This is a genomic window from Bradyrhizobium sp. CSS354 (assembly GCF_029051725.1).
Lineage (GTDB): Bacteria > Pseudomonadota > Alphaproteobacteria > Rhizobiales > Xanthobacteraceae > Bradyrhizobium.
Window position 1 is genome coordinate 422,596 of the sequence record NZ_JAACFU010000006.1, and the last position, 14,802, is coordinate 437,397.

Below are 14,802 nucleotides of genomic sequence, written 5' to 3' on the forward strand. Positions count from 1 at the left end.
GTGTTGCTCTTATCCCTTCACGATCCGGCGGCAGTGCTCCCACGCCGCGCCAATCAGGTTCTCGCTCGCCTCCGGGGTCCGGAACGCCGAATGCGCCGACAACGTCACGTTGGGGAGCTTGGTCAGTGGATGATCCCCAGGCAATGGCTCGATATTGAAGACGTCGAGGCCGGCATGGCGGATGTGGCCCGACTTCAGCGCGTCGATCATGGCGGCCTCGTCGATAACGGCGGCGCGGGCGGTGTTGATGAGGATGACGCCCGGCTTCATTTTCGCGATCATCTCGCGGGTGATCATGCCGCGCGTCTCGTCGTTGAGCAGCAGATGCAGCGATACGACGTCGGCTCTCGCCAACACCGAATCGAGATCGACGAATTCCACGCCCGGATAGCTCTTCGGCGAGCGGTTCCAGGCGATCACCTTCATGCCGCTGCCCGAGGCAATGCGCGCGACTTCCGCGGCAATGCCGCCGAAGCCGATCAGGCCGAGCGTCTTGCCGGTGAGCTGCATGCCGTCTTCGCGCAACCAGTTTCCGCCGCGCATCTCGCGGTCCATCATCGCGATGACGCGGGCCGAAGCCCACATCAGCGCGATCGCGCATTCCGCCACCGCCGTGTCGCCATAGCCCTTGATCAGGTGCACGGAGATGCCGAGCTCAGCGAGCTCCTCCGGGTTCATGTAGCTGCGCGCGCCGGTGCCGAGGAACACGACATGCTTCAGCCCCGCGCACTTCTTTGCGACATCGGTCGGCAGCGCGGTGTGGTCGACGATCGCGATCTCGGCGCCGTCGAGGATTTCAGGATATTGTTCGGGCTTGATGTCCGGATCCCTGTGGATCCGCACCTTGGGATCGCCGGGCTGCTCCAGCCGCTCCATGATTACGGCCAAGGCTTCATTGGCGTCGACGAAAACTCCGCGCATGGTTCTCTCCGGTCAGGATGCGACGCCGGCGATCGCCAGCACAGTGTGCATGAGGACGTTGGTGCCCGCGGCGCAATCGGGCTGCGTGGCGTCCTCCAGCTCGTTATGGCTGATGCCGTCCTTGCAGGGCACGAACACCATTGCGGCCGGCATGATTGTGTTGAGGTTGCAGGCGTCGTGGCCGGCGCCGGAGGTGATGCGGCGCGAGGAATAGCCGAGCGTCTTCGCCGCGTTCTCGACGGCTGCAATCAACTTGGGATCGAAATGCGTCGGCGGCTTGCGCCAGACCAGGTCGATCTTCACCTCGACCTTGCGGCGTGCGGCGATCTCGGCAATCGCGCTGCGCAGATCGCGATCGAGCGCATCCATGATCGCGCCATCCGCACTGCGGCAATCCATCGTGAAGGCGATCGCGCCGGGGATGACGTTGCGGGAGGGGTTTGCGATCACGGCCTCGCCGATGGTGCCGACTGCCTTCGGCCCATGCTTGCTCGCAATGGCCTCCATCGCCAGCACGATCTCGGACAACGTCGCCAGCGCATCGCGCCGCAGCGGCATCGGCGTCGATCCGGCATGGCTCTCGAAGCCGGAAATCTTGCCGTCGTACCAAAGCACGCCCTGGCCGGCATCGACCACGCCGATGGTCTTGCCTTCGGCTTCCAGGATCGGGCCCTGCTCGATGTGCAACTCGACGAAGCAGCCGAGCTTCTGGAACCCGACCGGCTTGTCGCCGCGATAGCCGATGCCGTCGAGCGCCTGGCCGACGGTGACGCCTTCGACGTCCTTGCGCGACAGGATGTCATCGGTGGTGAAGTCGCCGACATAAGCGGCGGAGGCCATCATCGCGGGAGCGAAGCGCGAGCCCTCTTCGTTGGTCCAGTTGACGACGCAGATCGGCGCCTCGGTCTCGATGCCGGCGTCGTTCAGCGTGCGGATCACTTCGAGCGCACCGAGCGTTCCCAGAATGCCGTCATACTTGCCGCCGGTGGGCTGCGTATCGAGATGCGAGCCGATACCGACGGGCAGCTTCGACATGTCGCGTCCCTTGCGCAGGCCGAACTGCGAGCCGAGCGCGTCGGTGTGCACCTCTAAGCCGGCGTCCTCGCAGGCCTTGCGGAACCAGTCGCGCACCAGCTTGTCCTCCGCGCTCAGCGTCAGCCGCCGCACGCCGCCCTTGGCCGTCGCGCCGAACTGCGCGGTCTCGTGGATGGAGCCCCAGAGGCGGGCGGAATCGATTTGCAAATTGGTGGCGGCTCGGCTCATGCGGTCAGTCCATCTTAGCTGTCATTCCGGGTTCGCTCTTCGAGCGCCCCGAATGACGAAAGAAAATCCGGCGCCTGTTTCAATGACGCGCCGGCGCGGGCGCGTCAACTGCGAGGCTGCTCTGCGCGATCTGACATGCAAGCTCGGCGACCCGTTCCACCGCCACGACATCCGGCGAGGCGAGCCAGCTCGCGGTGAATGTCAGCGGCGCGATTTTGAGATCGGTGTCGAGCAGTTGCAACCGCCCGTCTGCGAGCTCGCTCTCGACGATGGCGTCGGGGATCACGGCGATGCCGAGGCCCTCCACCGCCATATGGATGACGGTCGCAAGCGAGGCGGAGGCGTGCAGCCGGATCGGCGGCAGCTCCGGCCGATCGAACACTTCGCGCACGACCTCGTAAGGCTTGGTCTTGCGCGGGAAGGTGATGATCGGAAAGCGCGCGAGATCCGCCGGCGTCACTGGACCCTTGCCGAGCCCGAGCGAAGGACTCGCCAGAAAGCCGATCGGATAATCCGCGAGCACGCGGTTGTGGACGCCGGAGGCCGACAGCGGCCCGACCACGAACGCCAGCTCGATCTCCTGCGCAAGCAGGCGCGCGGTCAGGTTCGGCGTGATGTCGACCTCGATCTCCAGCGACAGGTTCGGGTAGACCTCGTTCATGCTCTTCACCAGCCGCGGCAGCCAGGTGTGCACGATGGTTTCGGCGACGCCGAGCCGCATCACGCCGCGCATCGCAGAGCGGTCGCCGATCTCGGCGATCATCGCGGCGCGCAGGCCGATCAGCTTCTCCGCATAGACCATCATCTGCCGGCCGCTTGGGGTCGGCGAGGCCACGCGGTGGTCGCGGTTCAACAGCTTCACCCCCATCTCGCGCTCGAGCTGGGCGATGCGCTGCGAGATCGCCGGTTGGGTCGTGTTGAGGCGTGCTGCGGCGCCGCGAAAGCTGCCGAGCTTCACAACCCAGAGGAACGTCTCGATCGATCTGAAGTCCAGCATTGGAAGGATTTTCCGGTCCGATAAATGAAATTTATCGATATTGATTAGAAAGGAAGATTAGACTTTATAGCACGCGTGGTGTTGGTTTGTCTTTGTCGAGTTTATAGGCAGGTCGATCCCATGACTGTTTTGGTGGCAGTGCAGCAAACTGAAACGCCCGACACCCTCCCGAGCCGAAAGGCGCGGCTCGCCTACCGCGAGGGGCTGGTCGCCTCCACTGCCGGCGTGGCCCCCGGCTTCGTCCAGGGCAATCTGGCGATCCTGCCGGCCGAATATGCCGGCGCCTTTCATCGCTTCTGCCAGCTCAATCCCAAGCCGTGCCCGATCATCGGCATGTCCGACGTCGGCAGTCCGCACATCCCCGCGCTTGGCGCCGATCTCGACATCCGCACCGACGTGCCGCGCTATCGGGTCTGGCGCGACGGCGAGGTTGTGGACGAGCCGACTGATGTGACAAAGCATTGGCGCGACGATCTCGTGACCTTCGTGCTCGGCTGCTCCTTCTCGTTCGAAGAGGCGCTGCTCGACGAGGGCATGCCGATCCGCCACATCGAGCACAATGTGCGCGTGCCGATGTATCGCACCAGCATCGCCTGCGGCGAGTCCGGTCCCTTCGCCGGTCCCATGGTGGTGTCGATGCGTCCGTTCAAGCCGGCGGATGCAATCCGTGCGGTGCAGATCACCTCGCGCTATCCGGCTGTCCATGGCGCGCCGGTGCATCTCGGCCATCCGCATCTGATCGGCATCAAGGACATCGCCAAGCCCGATTACGGCGATCCGGTGCCGGTCGCCGACGACGAGATTCCGGTGTTCTGGGCCTGCGGCGTGACACCGCAATCGGTCATCAACGCCGCCAGGCTGCCGTTCGCGATCACGCATTCGCCCGGCCTGATGCTGGTGACGGATCTCAAGAACAGGACCATGGCCGTGATTTAGTGGGCAGCGTTTGCTGCTTCTTCGGGCTTTACCGCATCCACCAATCGCTTCATTCGATCAGCCGAAATTCAGTAACAAGAGGACTTTGCCATGACGATCACTCGCCGCGACGTATTGTTGGGAGCCACCGCTACGGCCGCGCTAGTGCCGCTGGCAGCGCGCGCACAGACTTCGGAAGTCGTGATCGGCGTGATCTATCCGTTTTCCGGCGGCAGCGCGCAGCAGGGCGTCGATGCGCAGAAGGCGTATGAGACGGCGCTCGAGGTCATCAACAAGGACACCGATTTCGACCTGCCGCTGGCGAAGGGCGAGGGCCTGCCGGGTCTCGGCGGCGCCAAGGTCCGGCTCGTTTTCGCCGACCACCAGGCCGATCCGCAGAAAGGCCGCGCCGAAGCCGAGCGCCTGATCACCCAGGAGAAGGTCTCCGCCATTATCGGTACCTATCAGAGCGCGGTCGCCGTCACCGTCAGCCAGATCTGCGAGCGCTATCAGATCCCGTTCGTCTCCGCCGACAACTCCTCGCCGAGCCTGCACCGTCGCGGCCTGAAATATTACTTCCGCGCCGCGCCGCATGACGAGATGTACTCGGCCGCGATGTTCGACTTCTTCGATGCCTTGAAGAAGAAGGGCACCAAGATCGAGACGCTGTCGCTGTTCCACGAGGACACCATCTTCGGCACCGATTCCGGCAACGCCCAGGCCAAGATCGCCGGCGAGCGCGGTTACAAGATCGTTTCCGACATCAAGTATCGCGCCAACTCGCCCTCGCTCTCGGCCGAGGTGCAGCAGCTCAAGAGCGCGAACGCCGACGTGCTGATGCCCTCGAGCTACACCACCGATGGCATCCTGCTGGTGAAGACCATGGGCGAGCTCGGTTACAAGCCGAACGCGATCGTGGCGCAGGACGCCGGCTTCTCCGAGAAGGCGCTCTACGACGCCGTCGGCGACAAGCTCGAAGGCGTGATCTCGCGCGGCACCTTCTCGCTCGATCTCGCGCAGAAGCGCCCGATGGTCGGCAAGATCAACGATATGTTCAAGACGCGGTCGGGCAAGGATTTCAACGATCTCACCTCGCGTCAGTTCATGGGCCTGATCATCCTCGCCGACGCCATCAGCCGCGCCAAGTCGACCGACGGCGAGAAGATCCGCGACGCGCTGGCCGCCACCGACATCCCGGGCGAGCAGACCATCATGCCCTGGAAACGCGTCAAGTTCGACGAGATGGGTCAAAACAACGACGCTGACCCGGTGCTCCTGCAATATGTCGGCGGCAAGTTCGTCACCATCTTCCCGCCGCAGGCCGCAATCGCCGAGGCGATCTGGCCGATGAAGTAAGACACGGCGAGCGGGAGCAGGGAAGCAAATCGAGATCGTCGCAAGAGCCTCGTCATTGCGAGGAGCGAAGCGACGAAGCAATCCAGACTGTCTCCGCGACGAGATTCTGGATTGCTTCGCTTCGCTCGCAATGACGGAGCAGACGATGATATTTCGAGCAGGGGACCACCGGTGACAGCCCAAACCATTATCCAAAGTCTCGCGAGCGGCCTTCTCATGGGTCTGCTCTACGGACTGATCGCCGTCGGCCTCGCGCTGATCTTCGGCCTGATGGACGTCGTGAACTTCGCCCATGGCGAGTTCCTGATGATCGCGATGTATGTGAGCTTCTTCCTGTTCACGTTCTTCGCCATCGACCCCTTGCTGTCGGCGCCGCTGGTGGCCGCCGCGCTGTTCGTATTCGGAGCGGTGGTCTATTTGTTGATCGTACGCTTCGCCATGCGGGCCAAGGCCAATGCCGGCATGGTGCAGATCTTCTCCACCTTCGGCCTCGCCATCGTGATGCGCGGCCTCGCCCAGTTCTTCTTCACGCCCGACTATCGCAGCGTTCCGCAGTCCTGGCTTGGCGGCAAGACGATCTCGATCGCCGGGGTCTTCCTGCCCGAGCCGCAGCTCATGGGTGCGCTGGTTTCGATCCTGGCGTTTGCCGGCCTCTACTTCTTCATCCATCGCACCGATTTCGGTCGCGCGCTGGAGGCCACCCGTGAAGATCCCGGCGCGGTGGCCCTCGTCGGCATCGACAAGAATCGCGTGTTCGCGCTCGGCTGGGGGCTTGGTGCCGCGCTCGTCGGCCTTGCCGGAGCGATCATGGCGAGCTTCTTCTATATCTATCCTGACGTCGGCGCATCCTTTGCGCTGATCGCCTACGTCACGGTCGCGCTCGGCGGCTTCGGCAGCGTGTTCGGCGCTTTCGCCGGCGGAATCATCGTCGGCCTCGTCGAGGCCACGACCGCGCTGGTGCTGCCGCCGTCGCTGAAATCGGTCGGCATTTACGCTGTCTACCTGCTGGTCGTCTTCATCCGGCCGCGCGGCCTGTTCGGATCGATGTGATGGACAAGGATTTCGCCACGCGGCGCCGCCGCGACCTCATCATCGCCGCGGTGCTGACCGCCCTGGCGGCGCTCGCTCCCCTGTTCATCAAGGACGTCTACGTCCAGAATATCCTGATCCTGACCTTGATGTATGCGGCGCTGTCGCAGAGCTGGAATATTCTCTCCGGCTATTGCGGGCAGATCTCGCTGGGACATGCGCTCTATTTCGGCATCGGCGCCTACACCACCGAGCTCCTGTTCACCAAGTTCGGCGTGCTGCCATGGTTCGGCATGCTCGCCGGCGGCGCAGTCGCGGCCGCGATCGCGATGGGGCTCGGCTATCCCTTCTTCCGCTTGCGCGGCCATTACTTCGTGATCGCGACCATCGTGATCGCCGAGATCGGGCTGCTGCTGTTCCAGAACTGGGAATGGGCGGGGGCCGCGATGGGAATCACCATTCCGGTGCGCGGCGACAGCTGGCTGAAATTCCAGTTCATGCGCAGCAAGCTGCCATACTTCTATTTCGCGCTGGTGCTGTGCAGCCTCGCCTGGTTCGTCACCTGGTGGCTGGAGGACTCCAAATGGGGCTTCTGGTGGCGCGCGGTGAAGGACAATCCGGAAGCGGCCGAGAGCCTCGGCGTCGTCGTGTTCAACTCCAAGATGGGCGCGGCTGCCGTCTCCGCTTTCCTCGTTGCCATCGGCGGCGCCTTCTATGCGCAGTTTCTTGCCTATATCGATCCTGAAAGCGTCATGGGCTTCCAGTTCTCGCTGCTGATGGCGTTGCCGGCCGTGCTCGGCGGCATCGGCACTCTCTGGGGGCCCGTGTTGGGGGCGGCCATCCTGATCCCGATGACGGAGCTGACGCGCTCCTATATCGGCGGCTCCGGCCGCGGCGTCGACCTCATCGTCTACGGCACGCTGATCGTGCTGATTTCGCTCGCCCTGCCGCAGGGTCTGGTGAGCCTGTTCTCTCGTGCGAAGCGGAAGGGAGCGACGCGATGACCCCGCTGCTTGAAACCCGCGGCGTCTGGCAGCGGTTCGGCGGCCTCGTCGCCAACAGCGACGTCTCGATCTCGGTCGGCCGCGGCGAGATCGTCGGCCTGATCGGCCCGAACGGCGCCGGCAAGTCGACGCTGTTCAATCTCATCGCCGGCGTGCTGCCGCCGACGCAAGGCTCGATCTGGTTCGACGGCGAGGATGTCACCAGCATGCCGGCCGCCGAGCGCTGCCAGCGCGGCGTCGGTCGCACCTTCCAGGTCGTCAAGAGCTTCGAGACCATGACCGTTATCGACAACGTTATCGTCGGCGCTCTCGTGCGCAACACCGTGATGCGCGAGGCCCGCCGCAAGGCGCATGAGGTGCTGGAGTTCACCGGCCTTGCCGCGCGCGCCAACGTGCTCGCGAGCGACCTCGTGCCGGCCGAAAAACGCCGCCTCGAAGTCGCGCGCGCGCTTGCGACCGAACCAAAGCTTCTGCTCCTCGACGAAGTCCTCACTGGTCTTACGCCGACGGAGGCGCAGACCGGTGTGGCGCTGGTGCGCAAGGTGCGTGACGCCGGCATCACCGTGCTGATGGTCGAGCACGTCATGGAGATCGTGATGCCGCTGGTCGATCGCGCCATCGTGCTCGACCTCGGCAAGGTGCTGGTCGAGGGCAAGCCCACTGAAATCGTCCGCGATCCCAAGGTGATCAGCGCATATCTGGGAGATCGTCATGCTGTCGGTGCGTGAAGTCACGACCGCCTATCAGGGCCTGGTCGCGATCTCCGCGGTCAGCATCGAGGTCGCCAAGGGCGAGATCGTCTGCGTCGCCGGCGCCAACGGCGCGGGCAAGTCGACGCTGCTAAAATCCATCGCCGGCGCCGAGCGACCGCGTTCGGGCACGGTGACGTTCGACGGCAAGCGCCTCGACGGCATGGCGCAGCATCATATCACCGCCACGGGCATCGCCTATGTGCCGGAGAACCGCCGCCTGTTTCCGCGCCTCTCCGTGCGCGACAACCTGCGCCTCGGCAGCTACCTCTACCGCGGCGAGGTCGACCGCGAGAGTCCGCTCGATCTCGTGTTCCAGCTGTTCCCGCGTCTCTCCGAGCGCCTGGAGCAGCGCGCCGAGACGCTCTCCGGCGGCGAGCAGCAGATGCTCGCGATCGGCCGTGCGCTGATGACGCGCCCGCGGTTGTTGATGCTGGACGAGCCCTCGCAGGGCATCATGCCGAAGCTGGTCGACGAGATCTTCCAGGCCGTCAAGCGCATCCGCGATGCCGGCATGACCGTGCTGATCGTCGAGCAGCGCATGGCGGAGTGCCTGGAAATCGCCGACCGCGCCTACATCCTGCAAACCGGCCGCGTGCTGATGCAGGGTGCGGCAAGCGAGATCAAGGGCAATCCGGACGTGCGCAAGGCGTATCTGGGGCTGTAGCTAGACTGCCGCAGCAATCTCTACCGTCATCCTGAGGTGCGCGCCCTTCGCGCGCCTCGAAGGATGAGCCGCAAGCGCCTGTAGCCCATCCTTCGAGGCTCCCGGCACGATGCTTCGCATCGCGCCACTCGCACCTCAGGATGACGGCGGTACGTGTGGTTAGTGCCCATGCTCCGGCAGCGATACCCCGAACACCTTCACCAGATCTGTCACCTGCTCCGGCGACAAATACCGTGGGTTCATCCCGCGCAGCAGCAGATACAGCTTCGCCGTCTCCTCCAGCTCCTCGGTCGCGAACACCGCTGCTTCCAGCGTGTCGCCCGCGACGACCGGGCCGTGATTGGCGAGCAGCACGGATGAGTATTTTCCCGCCAGCCCCCTGATCGCATCGGCGACCGCGGGATCGCCCGGGCGGTAATAAGGCACGAGCGCGGTGGCACCGCATTTCATCAGATAATAGGCCGTCATCGGCGGCAGCGCGGCGCGCGGATCGATCTCCGGGAGCATCGACAGCGCGACCGAATGGGTGGAATGCAGATGCACGATCGCCCTTGCGCTTCCGCGCGTGGCGTAGAGCGCATTGTGCAGCGGAACTTCCTTGGTGGGCGCATCGCCCGAAACCGGTCGGCCCTGATCGTCCAGCCGCGACAGTTTTGCGGGATCGAGGAAGCCGAGCGAGGCATTGGTCGGCGTCACCAGCCAGCCGCCGCCGTCCAGCCTGACGCTGATATTGCCGGAGGAGCCGGGCGTCAGCCCGCGCTCGAACAGGGAACGTCCGAAGCGGCAGATATCCTCACGCAGCAATATCTCGTTGCTCATGGCCGTCATGTCCGTTTGTCTCACGCTTTGGCAGCGCGGCCAAGCCGTGTTATTCGGTTGCCAAGCTGCCGCAAAGGGCGGCCGTCCGGGAAACGTCGCAAGGATCAGTTGTATGTCCGCCTCCACGTCACAGAATCAGCGCGTCGCCGTCATCGGGCTCGGCTCGATGGGGTTTGGCATGGCGACCTCGCTGAAGCGCGCCGGTCATGTCGTCACCGGCTGCGACGTCTCGGCTGATGCGGTCGCGCGCTTCGTGACGGAGGGCGGCGCGGGCGCCAAGACGCCGGCTGAAGCTGCCAAGGGCGCCGACATCGTCGTCAGCGTCGTCGTCAATGCCGCGCAGACCGAGACGATCCTGTTCGGCAAGGATGGCGTCGCCGAAACCATGGCCAAGGACAGCGTCTTCCTGTCGTCGGCGACCATGGATCCCGACGTGGCCCGGCGTCTCGCCAAGCAGTTGGAGGCGACCGGCCGGCACTATCTGGATGCGCCGATCTCCGGCGGGGCGCAGCGCGCAGCGCAAGGCGAGCTGACGATCCTCGCCTCCGGCAGTCCGGCTGCGTTTGAGAAAGCGCGGCCCGCGCTCGATGCCATGGCAGCAAAGCTCTACGAGCTCGGCGATGCCGCAGGCCAGGGCGCGGCCTTCAAGATGATCAATCAGTTGCTCGCCGGCGTGCATATCGCCGCGGCCAGCGAGGCGATCGCGTTCGCGGCCAAGCAGGGTCTCGACATCCGCAAGGTCTATGAGGTGATCACGGCGTCCGCCGGAAACTCCTGGATGTTCGAAAACCGCATGCCGCACGTGCTCGACGGCGATTACACGCCGCGCAGTGCGGTCGAGATCTTCGTCAAGGACCTCGGCATCATCCAGGACATGGCGCGCAGTGCCAGATTCCCGGTTCCGGTCTCCGCCGCGGCGCTCCAGATGTTCTTGATGACATCGGCCGCCGGCATGGGCCGCGACGACGATGCATCGGTGGCGCGGATGTATGCGCAGGTCACCGGCGTCAAGCTGCCCGGCGACAAATAGACAAGAGGATTCCCATGCCCCGTTTCGCCGCCAATCTCTCGATGATGTTCACCGAGGTGCCGTTCCTCGATCGCTTCGATGCCGCTGCGGCAGCCGGCTTCACCGCCGTCGAGTTTCTCTTTCCTTATGAGCATCCGGCCGAGGCGGTCGGCGAGCGGCTCAAGCGCAACGGCTTGACCCAGGCGCTGTTCAACCTGCCGCCGGGCGACTGGAATGCCGGCGAGAAGGGCTTTGCGGCACTCCCGTCGCGATTCCCCGAGCTGAAGGCGAGCCTGGAGACCGCGCTGCCCTACGCCAAGGCGACCGGCGTCAAGCGGCTGCATTTGATGGCGGGCATCGCCAACCGCGGCGAGCGCGTCGCCATCGAGGCGTTCTATAAATCGGTGGCGTGGGCCGCCGAGTTCTTTGCGCCGCACGGCATCGACATCGTGCTCGAGCCGATCAATGCGCGCAACGTGCCCGGCTATTTCCTCAACGATTTCGGATTCGCGCGCGACCTGATCCAGGAGCTGCGGCTTCCGAACCTCAAGCTCCAGTTCGACATCTATCACTGCCAGATCATCCATGGCGACGTCACGATGCGGCTGCGCGAGATGATGCCGCTCATCGGCCACATCCAGATCGCCAGCATCCCCTCGCGTAACGAGCCTGACGGCGAGGAGCTGAACTATCCGTTCCTGTTCGACGAACTCGACCGGCTCGGCTATGCCGGCTTCGTCGGCTGCGAATATAATCCGCGCGGCAAGACCACCGACGGCCTTGCCTGGTTCAGGCCTTATGCGGGAGTGAAGCCGTGACATTTGCAGCGAAAATATCTCTTGGCTGCATTGCCGACGACTACACCGGCGCCTCCGACCTCGCCAACACGCTGACGCGCGCGGGCCTGCGCACCGTGCAGACCATCGGCGTGCCCGCGGACGATCTTGCGCTGCCCGAGGTCGACGCCGTCGTGGTGTCGCTGAAGAGCCGTTCGATCGAGGCCGGCCTCGCCGTGTCGCGCTCGCGCGCGGCCGAGACATGGCTGCGCGTCCGCGGTGCGAGCCACGTACTCTTCAAGATCTGCTCGACCTTCGATTCCACCGATGCCGGCAACATCGGCCCGGTGATGGACGCGCTGCGCGCCGATTGCGGCGAGGCGACCGTGCTGGTGACGCCGGCCTTTCCGGAGACCGGCCGCACCGTCTACCAGGGCAATCTGTTCGTCGGCGCCGTTCCGCTGAACGAGAGCCCGCTGAAGGACCATCCGCTCAACCCGATGCACGATTCCAACCTGGTGCGCGTGCTGGCGCGCCAGAGCAGGACGCAAATCGGCCTCGTCGACCTCGCCACCGTCACGCGCGGCGCGGATGCCGTGCGGGCGCGGCTGGCCGAACTCGCCGGCAAGGCCGTTGGCGCGGCGATCATCGACGCCGTGTTCGACCGCGACCTTGAGACCATCGGCCTCGTGGCTGTCCAGCATCGGCTGTCGGTCGGCGCTTCCGGCATGGGTCTTGGGCTGGCGCGGGCGCTGGTGTCGACAGGCAAGGTCACATCGACTGCGGCGAGCAGCGAGGCGGGGGCAGCGGTCGGTGGACCGGCGGCGTGCCTTGCCGGAAGCTGCTCGCAGGCGACGCTTCAGCAGATTGCCAATGCGGAGCGTGTCATGCCGGTGCTGCATCTCGATCCGGACCGTATAACTACGGGCGAGGACGAGGCGCAGCGCGCGCTGGCCTGGGCGAAGCCGCGACTGGCGGACGGTCCGGTCCTGATCGCATCGAGCTCGACGCCCGATCAGGTCGCCGCGCTCCAGGCGCGCCATGGTCGCGACGCGGCCGGTCACGCCATCGAGCAGGCGATGGCCGACATCGCCGAGGGTCTGGTGCGGGCGGGCGTGAAGCGCCTGGTCGTTGCCGGCGGGGAGACATCCGGCGCCGTGGTCGATCGGTTGAGGATTCCCGGCTTTCTCGTGGGAGCGGAGATCGCGGCGGGCGTTCCGGTGCTGCGCGCGGTCGGTGCTGAAAAAAGCGACATGTTGCTCGCCTTGAAGTCCGGAAACTTCGGCGGCGCGGAGTTTTTCTCCGACGCGCTTGGGCTCATGCGCTAGGCGCAGGGCATTTTTAGCGCCCTGTTCATTTGTTTCGGGCTTCGTACTCGTACGGAGTCGTCGTTAACATCTGCTCAGGTGCTCTCGTGTTGGATGTCGGTGCTGCTCCCTTAGGTTGATTCGTAAAATTTCCGGACGCGCCGCCGCGCCAGCACAAGAGACTCCATATGCTCGCCACCATTTCCATTCGCGCCAAGATCATCAGTGTCGTGGCGTTCCTGCTGGTCGCGATGGCCGGCATGGGTCTGCTCGCCGTCATGAAGATGCGGTCGATGAATGCCAACACCGTCGACATCACCACGAGCTGGATGCCCAGCGTGCGCGTGCTCGGCGACCTGCGTGCCGGCGTGATCACTTACCGCAACGTCATCCGAGAGCATATGCTATCGGAAACGCTGGACGAGAAGCTCGCGATGGAAAAGACGCTCGCGACCGTGATTGAGGCCAACATGAAGTTTCGCAAAACTTATGAAGGCATGATCACCTCGCCTGAAGAGCGGGCGCTCTACGGAGAATGGTCGAAGCTCTGGGAGGAGTACAAGAAGGGCACCCAGGAGGTCATGGCGCTGTCGCGCAAGGACGCCGGCAAGGTCCCGCACGAAGCGCATGAGCTGAACACGAAGACGGTCAACAAGATCGGGCTTCAGGCCGACGAGGTCCTGAGGAAGGACATCGAGCTGAACACCAAGGGTGGAGACCAGGCTGCTCAGGACGCTGCAGATAGCTACAATTATGCCTTCATGCTGGTCTCGATCATTCTCGGCGCGGCCGTCATCATCGGGATTGGCGTCGGCTTCTACCTCGTCCAGGACGTCTCGAACGGCATCAACTCGATTACCGAGCCGATGCAGGCGCTCGGCAAGGGCGACCTTTCCGCCGAAGTCCCGCACCGCGGTGAGAAGACCGAAATCGGCGCCATGGCCGACGTGCTCCAGATCTTCAAGGAAGCGCTGATCGCCAAGAAGGCCGCCGACGAGGCTGCCGCCGCCGATGCCGAAGCCAAGATCGAGCGCGGTCGTCGCGTCGACAACATCACCCGCGAATTCGAAACCATGATCGGCGAGATCGTCCAGACCGTGTCGTCGGCCTCGACCCAGCTCGAGGCCTCCGCCTCGACGCTGACCTCCACTGCCGACCGCTCGCAGCGGCTGGCGACCACGGTTGCCGGAGCGTCGGAGGAAGCCTCGACCAACGTGCAGTCGGTGGCCTCGGCGACCGAGGAGATGGCTTCATCGGTGAGCGAGATCAGCCGCCAGGTGCAGGAATCGGCGCGGATGGCGGGCGATGCCGTCGGCCAGGCGCGCTCCACCACCGAACGCGTCAGCGAGCTCTCGAAGGCGGCCTCGCGCATCGGCGATGTCGTCGAGCTCATCAACACCATCGCCGGCCAGACCAACCTGCTGGCGCTGAACGCGACCATCGAAGCCGCACGTGCCGGCGAAGCCGGCCGCGGCTTTGCGGTCGTCGCCTCCGAGGTGAAGGCGCTCGCCGAGCAGACCGCAAAGGCGACCGGTGAGATCGGCCAGCAGATCTCCGGCATCCAGGCGGCGACCAATGACTCGGTCGGCGCCATCAAGGAGATCTCGTCGACCATCGAGCGTCTGTCGGAGATCTCGTCAGCGATCGCGGCGGCCGTGGAAGAGCAGGGCGCGGCGACCCAGGAGATCGCCCGCAACGTCCAGCAGGCGGCGCAGGGCACCCAGCAGGTCTCATCCAACATCACCGACGTGCAGCGCGGCGCAACCGAGACCGGCACGGCTTCCTCGCAGGTGCTGTCGGCGGCGCAGATGCTGTCCAACGACTCCGGCCGGCTCAAGACCGAGGTCAGCAAGTTCCTGACCAACGTCCGCGCCGCTTAGGCCGGCGGGCACGAAATTCCTGAAAGCGGCGTCCTCGGGCGCCGCTTTTTTTACGCGGGGGACAGCGGCTTCTGTCATCTTTCGGGCATGAGCTGCATATCTGGAATGCG

General features: G+C 64.8%; 14 protein-coding genes. 10 read left to right on the plus strand and 4 right to left on the minus strand.

Annotated elements, in window-relative coordinates:
* Positions 1-9: 9 nt before the first annotated feature.
* The 3 genes from GWG67_RS17655 to GWG67_RS17665 all read right to left on the minus strand — a co-directional run bounded on the left by GWG67_RS17655 (position 10) and on the right by GWG67_RS17665 (position 3,181).
* Positions 10-921 (minus strand): NAD(P)-dependent oxidoreductase, encoded by a 912-nt coding sequence (locus tag GWG67_RS17655; protein WP_275170533.1) that lies wholly within the window; start codon positions 919-921, stop codon positions 10-12.
* Positions 922-933: 12 nt separating this feature from the next.
* Positions 934-2,184: a Zn-dependent hydrolase gene (locus GWG67_RS17660; protein ID WP_275170534.1), complete on the minus strand. Its 1,251-nt coding sequence runs from the start codon at positions 2,182-2,184 to the stop codon at positions 934-936.
* A gap of 79 nt (positions 2,185-2,263) precedes the next feature.
* Positions 2,264-3,181 (minus strand): LysR family transcriptional regulator, encoded by a 918-nt coding sequence (locus GWG67_RS17665; RefSeq protein ID WP_275170535.1) that lies wholly within the window; start codon positions 3,179-3,181, stop codon positions 2,264-2,266.
* A gap of 120 nt (positions 3,182-3,301) precedes the next feature.
* On the opposite strand from GWG67_RS17665, the gene GWG67_RS17670 reads away from it, so the two are divergent.
* The 6 genes from GWG67_RS17670 to GWG67_RS17695 all read left to right on the plus strand — a co-directional run bounded on the left by GWG67_RS17670 (position 3,302) and on the right by GWG67_RS17695 (position 8,901).
* Complete coding sequence (locus GWG67_RS17670; RefSeq protein WP_275170536.1) at positions 3,302-4,117, plus strand: putative hydro-lyase; 816 nt, start codon at positions 3,302-3,304, stop codon at positions 4,115-4,117.
* A 90-nt stretch (positions 4,118-4,207) separates the two neighbouring features.
* Complete coding sequence (locus GWG67_RS17675; RefSeq protein WP_027568940.1) at positions 4,208-5,452, plus strand: ABC transporter substrate-binding protein; 1,245 nt, start codon at positions 4,208-4,210, stop codon at positions 5,450-5,452.
* Positions 5,453-5,623: 171 nt separating this feature from the next.
* Positions 5,624-6,502 (plus strand): branched-chain amino acid ABC transporter permease, encoded by an 879-nt coding sequence (locus GWG67_RS17680; protein ID WP_026233279.1) that lies wholly within the window; start codon positions 5,624-5,626, stop codon positions 6,500-6,502.
* Entirely contained in the window at positions 6,502-7,485 is a 984-nt protein-coding gene (locus GWG67_RS17685; RefSeq protein WP_275170537.1) for a branched-chain amino acid ABC transporter permease, read from the plus strand. The genes GWG67_RS17680 and GWG67_RS17685 overlap by 1 nt, the downstream gene beginning before the upstream one ends.
* On the plus strand, positions 7,482-8,213 hold the full coding sequence (locus GWG67_RS17690; protein WP_007593737.1) for an ABC transporter ATP-binding protein: 732 nt from the start codon (positions 7,482-7,484) through the stop codon (positions 8,211-8,213). Before GWG67_RS17685 ends, GWG67_RS17690 begins: the two co-directional genes overlap by 4 nt.
* Positions 8,197-8,901, plus strand: coding sequence for an ABC transporter ATP-binding protein (locus GWG67_RS17695; RefSeq protein WP_275170538.1), 705 nt, complete (start codon positions 8,197-8,199; stop codon positions 8,899-8,901). The genes GWG67_RS17690 and GWG67_RS17695 overlap by 17 nt, the downstream gene beginning before the upstream one ends.
* Positions 8,902-9,060: 159 nt before the next feature.
* Here the strand turns inward: GWG67_RS17695 and GWG67_RS17700 are convergent, their stop codons facing one another.
* Positions 9,061-9,729 (minus strand): aldolase, encoded by a 669-nt coding sequence (locus tag GWG67_RS17700; RefSeq protein WP_275170539.1) that lies wholly within the window; start codon positions 9,727-9,729, stop codon positions 9,061-9,063.
* Positions 9,730-9,832: 103 nt separating this feature from the next.
* On the opposite strand from GWG67_RS17700, the gene ltnD reads away from it, so the two are divergent.
* The 4 genes from ltnD (at position 9,833) to GWG67_RS17720 (ending at position 14,692) form a co-directional block, all read left to right on the plus strand.
* Entirely contained in the window at positions 9,833-10,750 is a 918-nt protein-coding gene (gene ltnD, locus GWG67_RS17705; RefSeq protein ID WP_275170540.1) for an L-threonate dehydrogenase, read from the plus strand.
* Between the two features lie 14 nt (positions 10,751-10,764).
* On the plus strand, positions 10,765-11,547 hold the full coding sequence (otnI, locus tag GWG67_RS17710) for a 2-oxo-tetronate isomerase (protein WP_275170541.1): 783 nt from the start codon (positions 10,765-10,767) through the stop codon (positions 11,545-11,547).
* Positions 11,544-12,833 (plus strand): 3-oxo-tetronate kinase, encoded by a 1,290-nt coding sequence (gene otnK, locus GWG67_RS17715; protein WP_275170542.1) that lies wholly within the window; start codon positions 11,544-11,546, stop codon positions 12,831-12,833. The genes otnI and otnK overlap by 4 nt, the downstream gene beginning before the upstream one ends.
* A gap of 167 nt (positions 12,834-13,000) precedes the next feature.
* Positions 13,001-14,692 carry a methyl-accepting chemotaxis protein gene (locus tag GWG67_RS17720; protein WP_275170543.1) on the plus strand — a complete coding sequence of 564 codons (1,692 nt, stop codon included), beginning with the start codon at positions 13,001-13,003 and terminating at the stop codon, positions 14,690-14,692.
* Positions 14,693-14,802: the final 110 nt, after the last annotated feature.

Coding starts and splice junctions, on each gene's coding strand:
- GWG67_RS17655 (WP_275170533.1), bottom strand. CDS start 921: ATGCGCGGAGTTTTCGTCGACGCCAATGAAGCCTTGGCCGTAATCATG.
- GWG67_RS17660 (WP_275170534.1), bottom strand. CDS start 2,184: ATGAGCCGAGCCGCCACCAATTTGCAAATCGATTCCGCCCGCCTCTGG.
- GWG67_RS17665 (WP_275170535.1), bottom strand. CDS start 3,181: ATGCTGGACTTCAGATCGATCGAGACGTTCCTCTGGGTTGTGAAGCTC.
- GWG67_RS17670 (WP_275170536.1), top strand. CDS start 3,302: ATGACTGTTTTGGTGGCAGTGCAGCAAACTGAAACGCCCGACACCCTC.
- GWG67_RS17675 (WP_027568940.1), top strand. CDS start 4,208: ATGACGATCACTCGCCGCGACGTATTGTTGGGAGCCACCGCTACGGCC.
- GWG67_RS17685 (WP_275170537.1), top strand. CDS start 6,502: ATGGACAAGGATTTCGCCACGCGGCGCCGCCGCGACCTCATCATCGCC.
- GWG67_RS17690 (WP_007593737.1), top strand. CDS start 7,482: ATGACCCCGCTGCTTGAAACCCGCGGCGTCTGGCAGCGGTTCGGCGGC.
- GWG67_RS17695 (WP_275170538.1), top strand. CDS start 8,197: ATGCTGTCGGTGCGTGAAGTCACGACCGCCTATCAGGGCCTGGTCGCG.
- GWG67_RS17700 (WP_275170539.1), bottom strand. CDS start 9,729: ATGACGGCCATGAGCAACGAGATATTGCTGCGTGAGGATATCTGCCGC.
- ltnD (WP_275170540.1), top strand. CDS start 9,833: ATGTCCGCCTCCACGTCACAGAATCAGCGCGTCGCCGTCATCGGGCTC.
- otnI (WP_275170541.1), top strand. CDS start 10,765: ATGCCCCGTTTCGCCGCCAATCTCTCGATGATGTTCACCGAGGTGCCG.
- GWG67_RS17720 (WP_275170543.1), top strand. CDS start 13,001: ATGCTCGCCACCATTTCCATTCGCGCCAAGATCATCAGTGTCGTGGCG.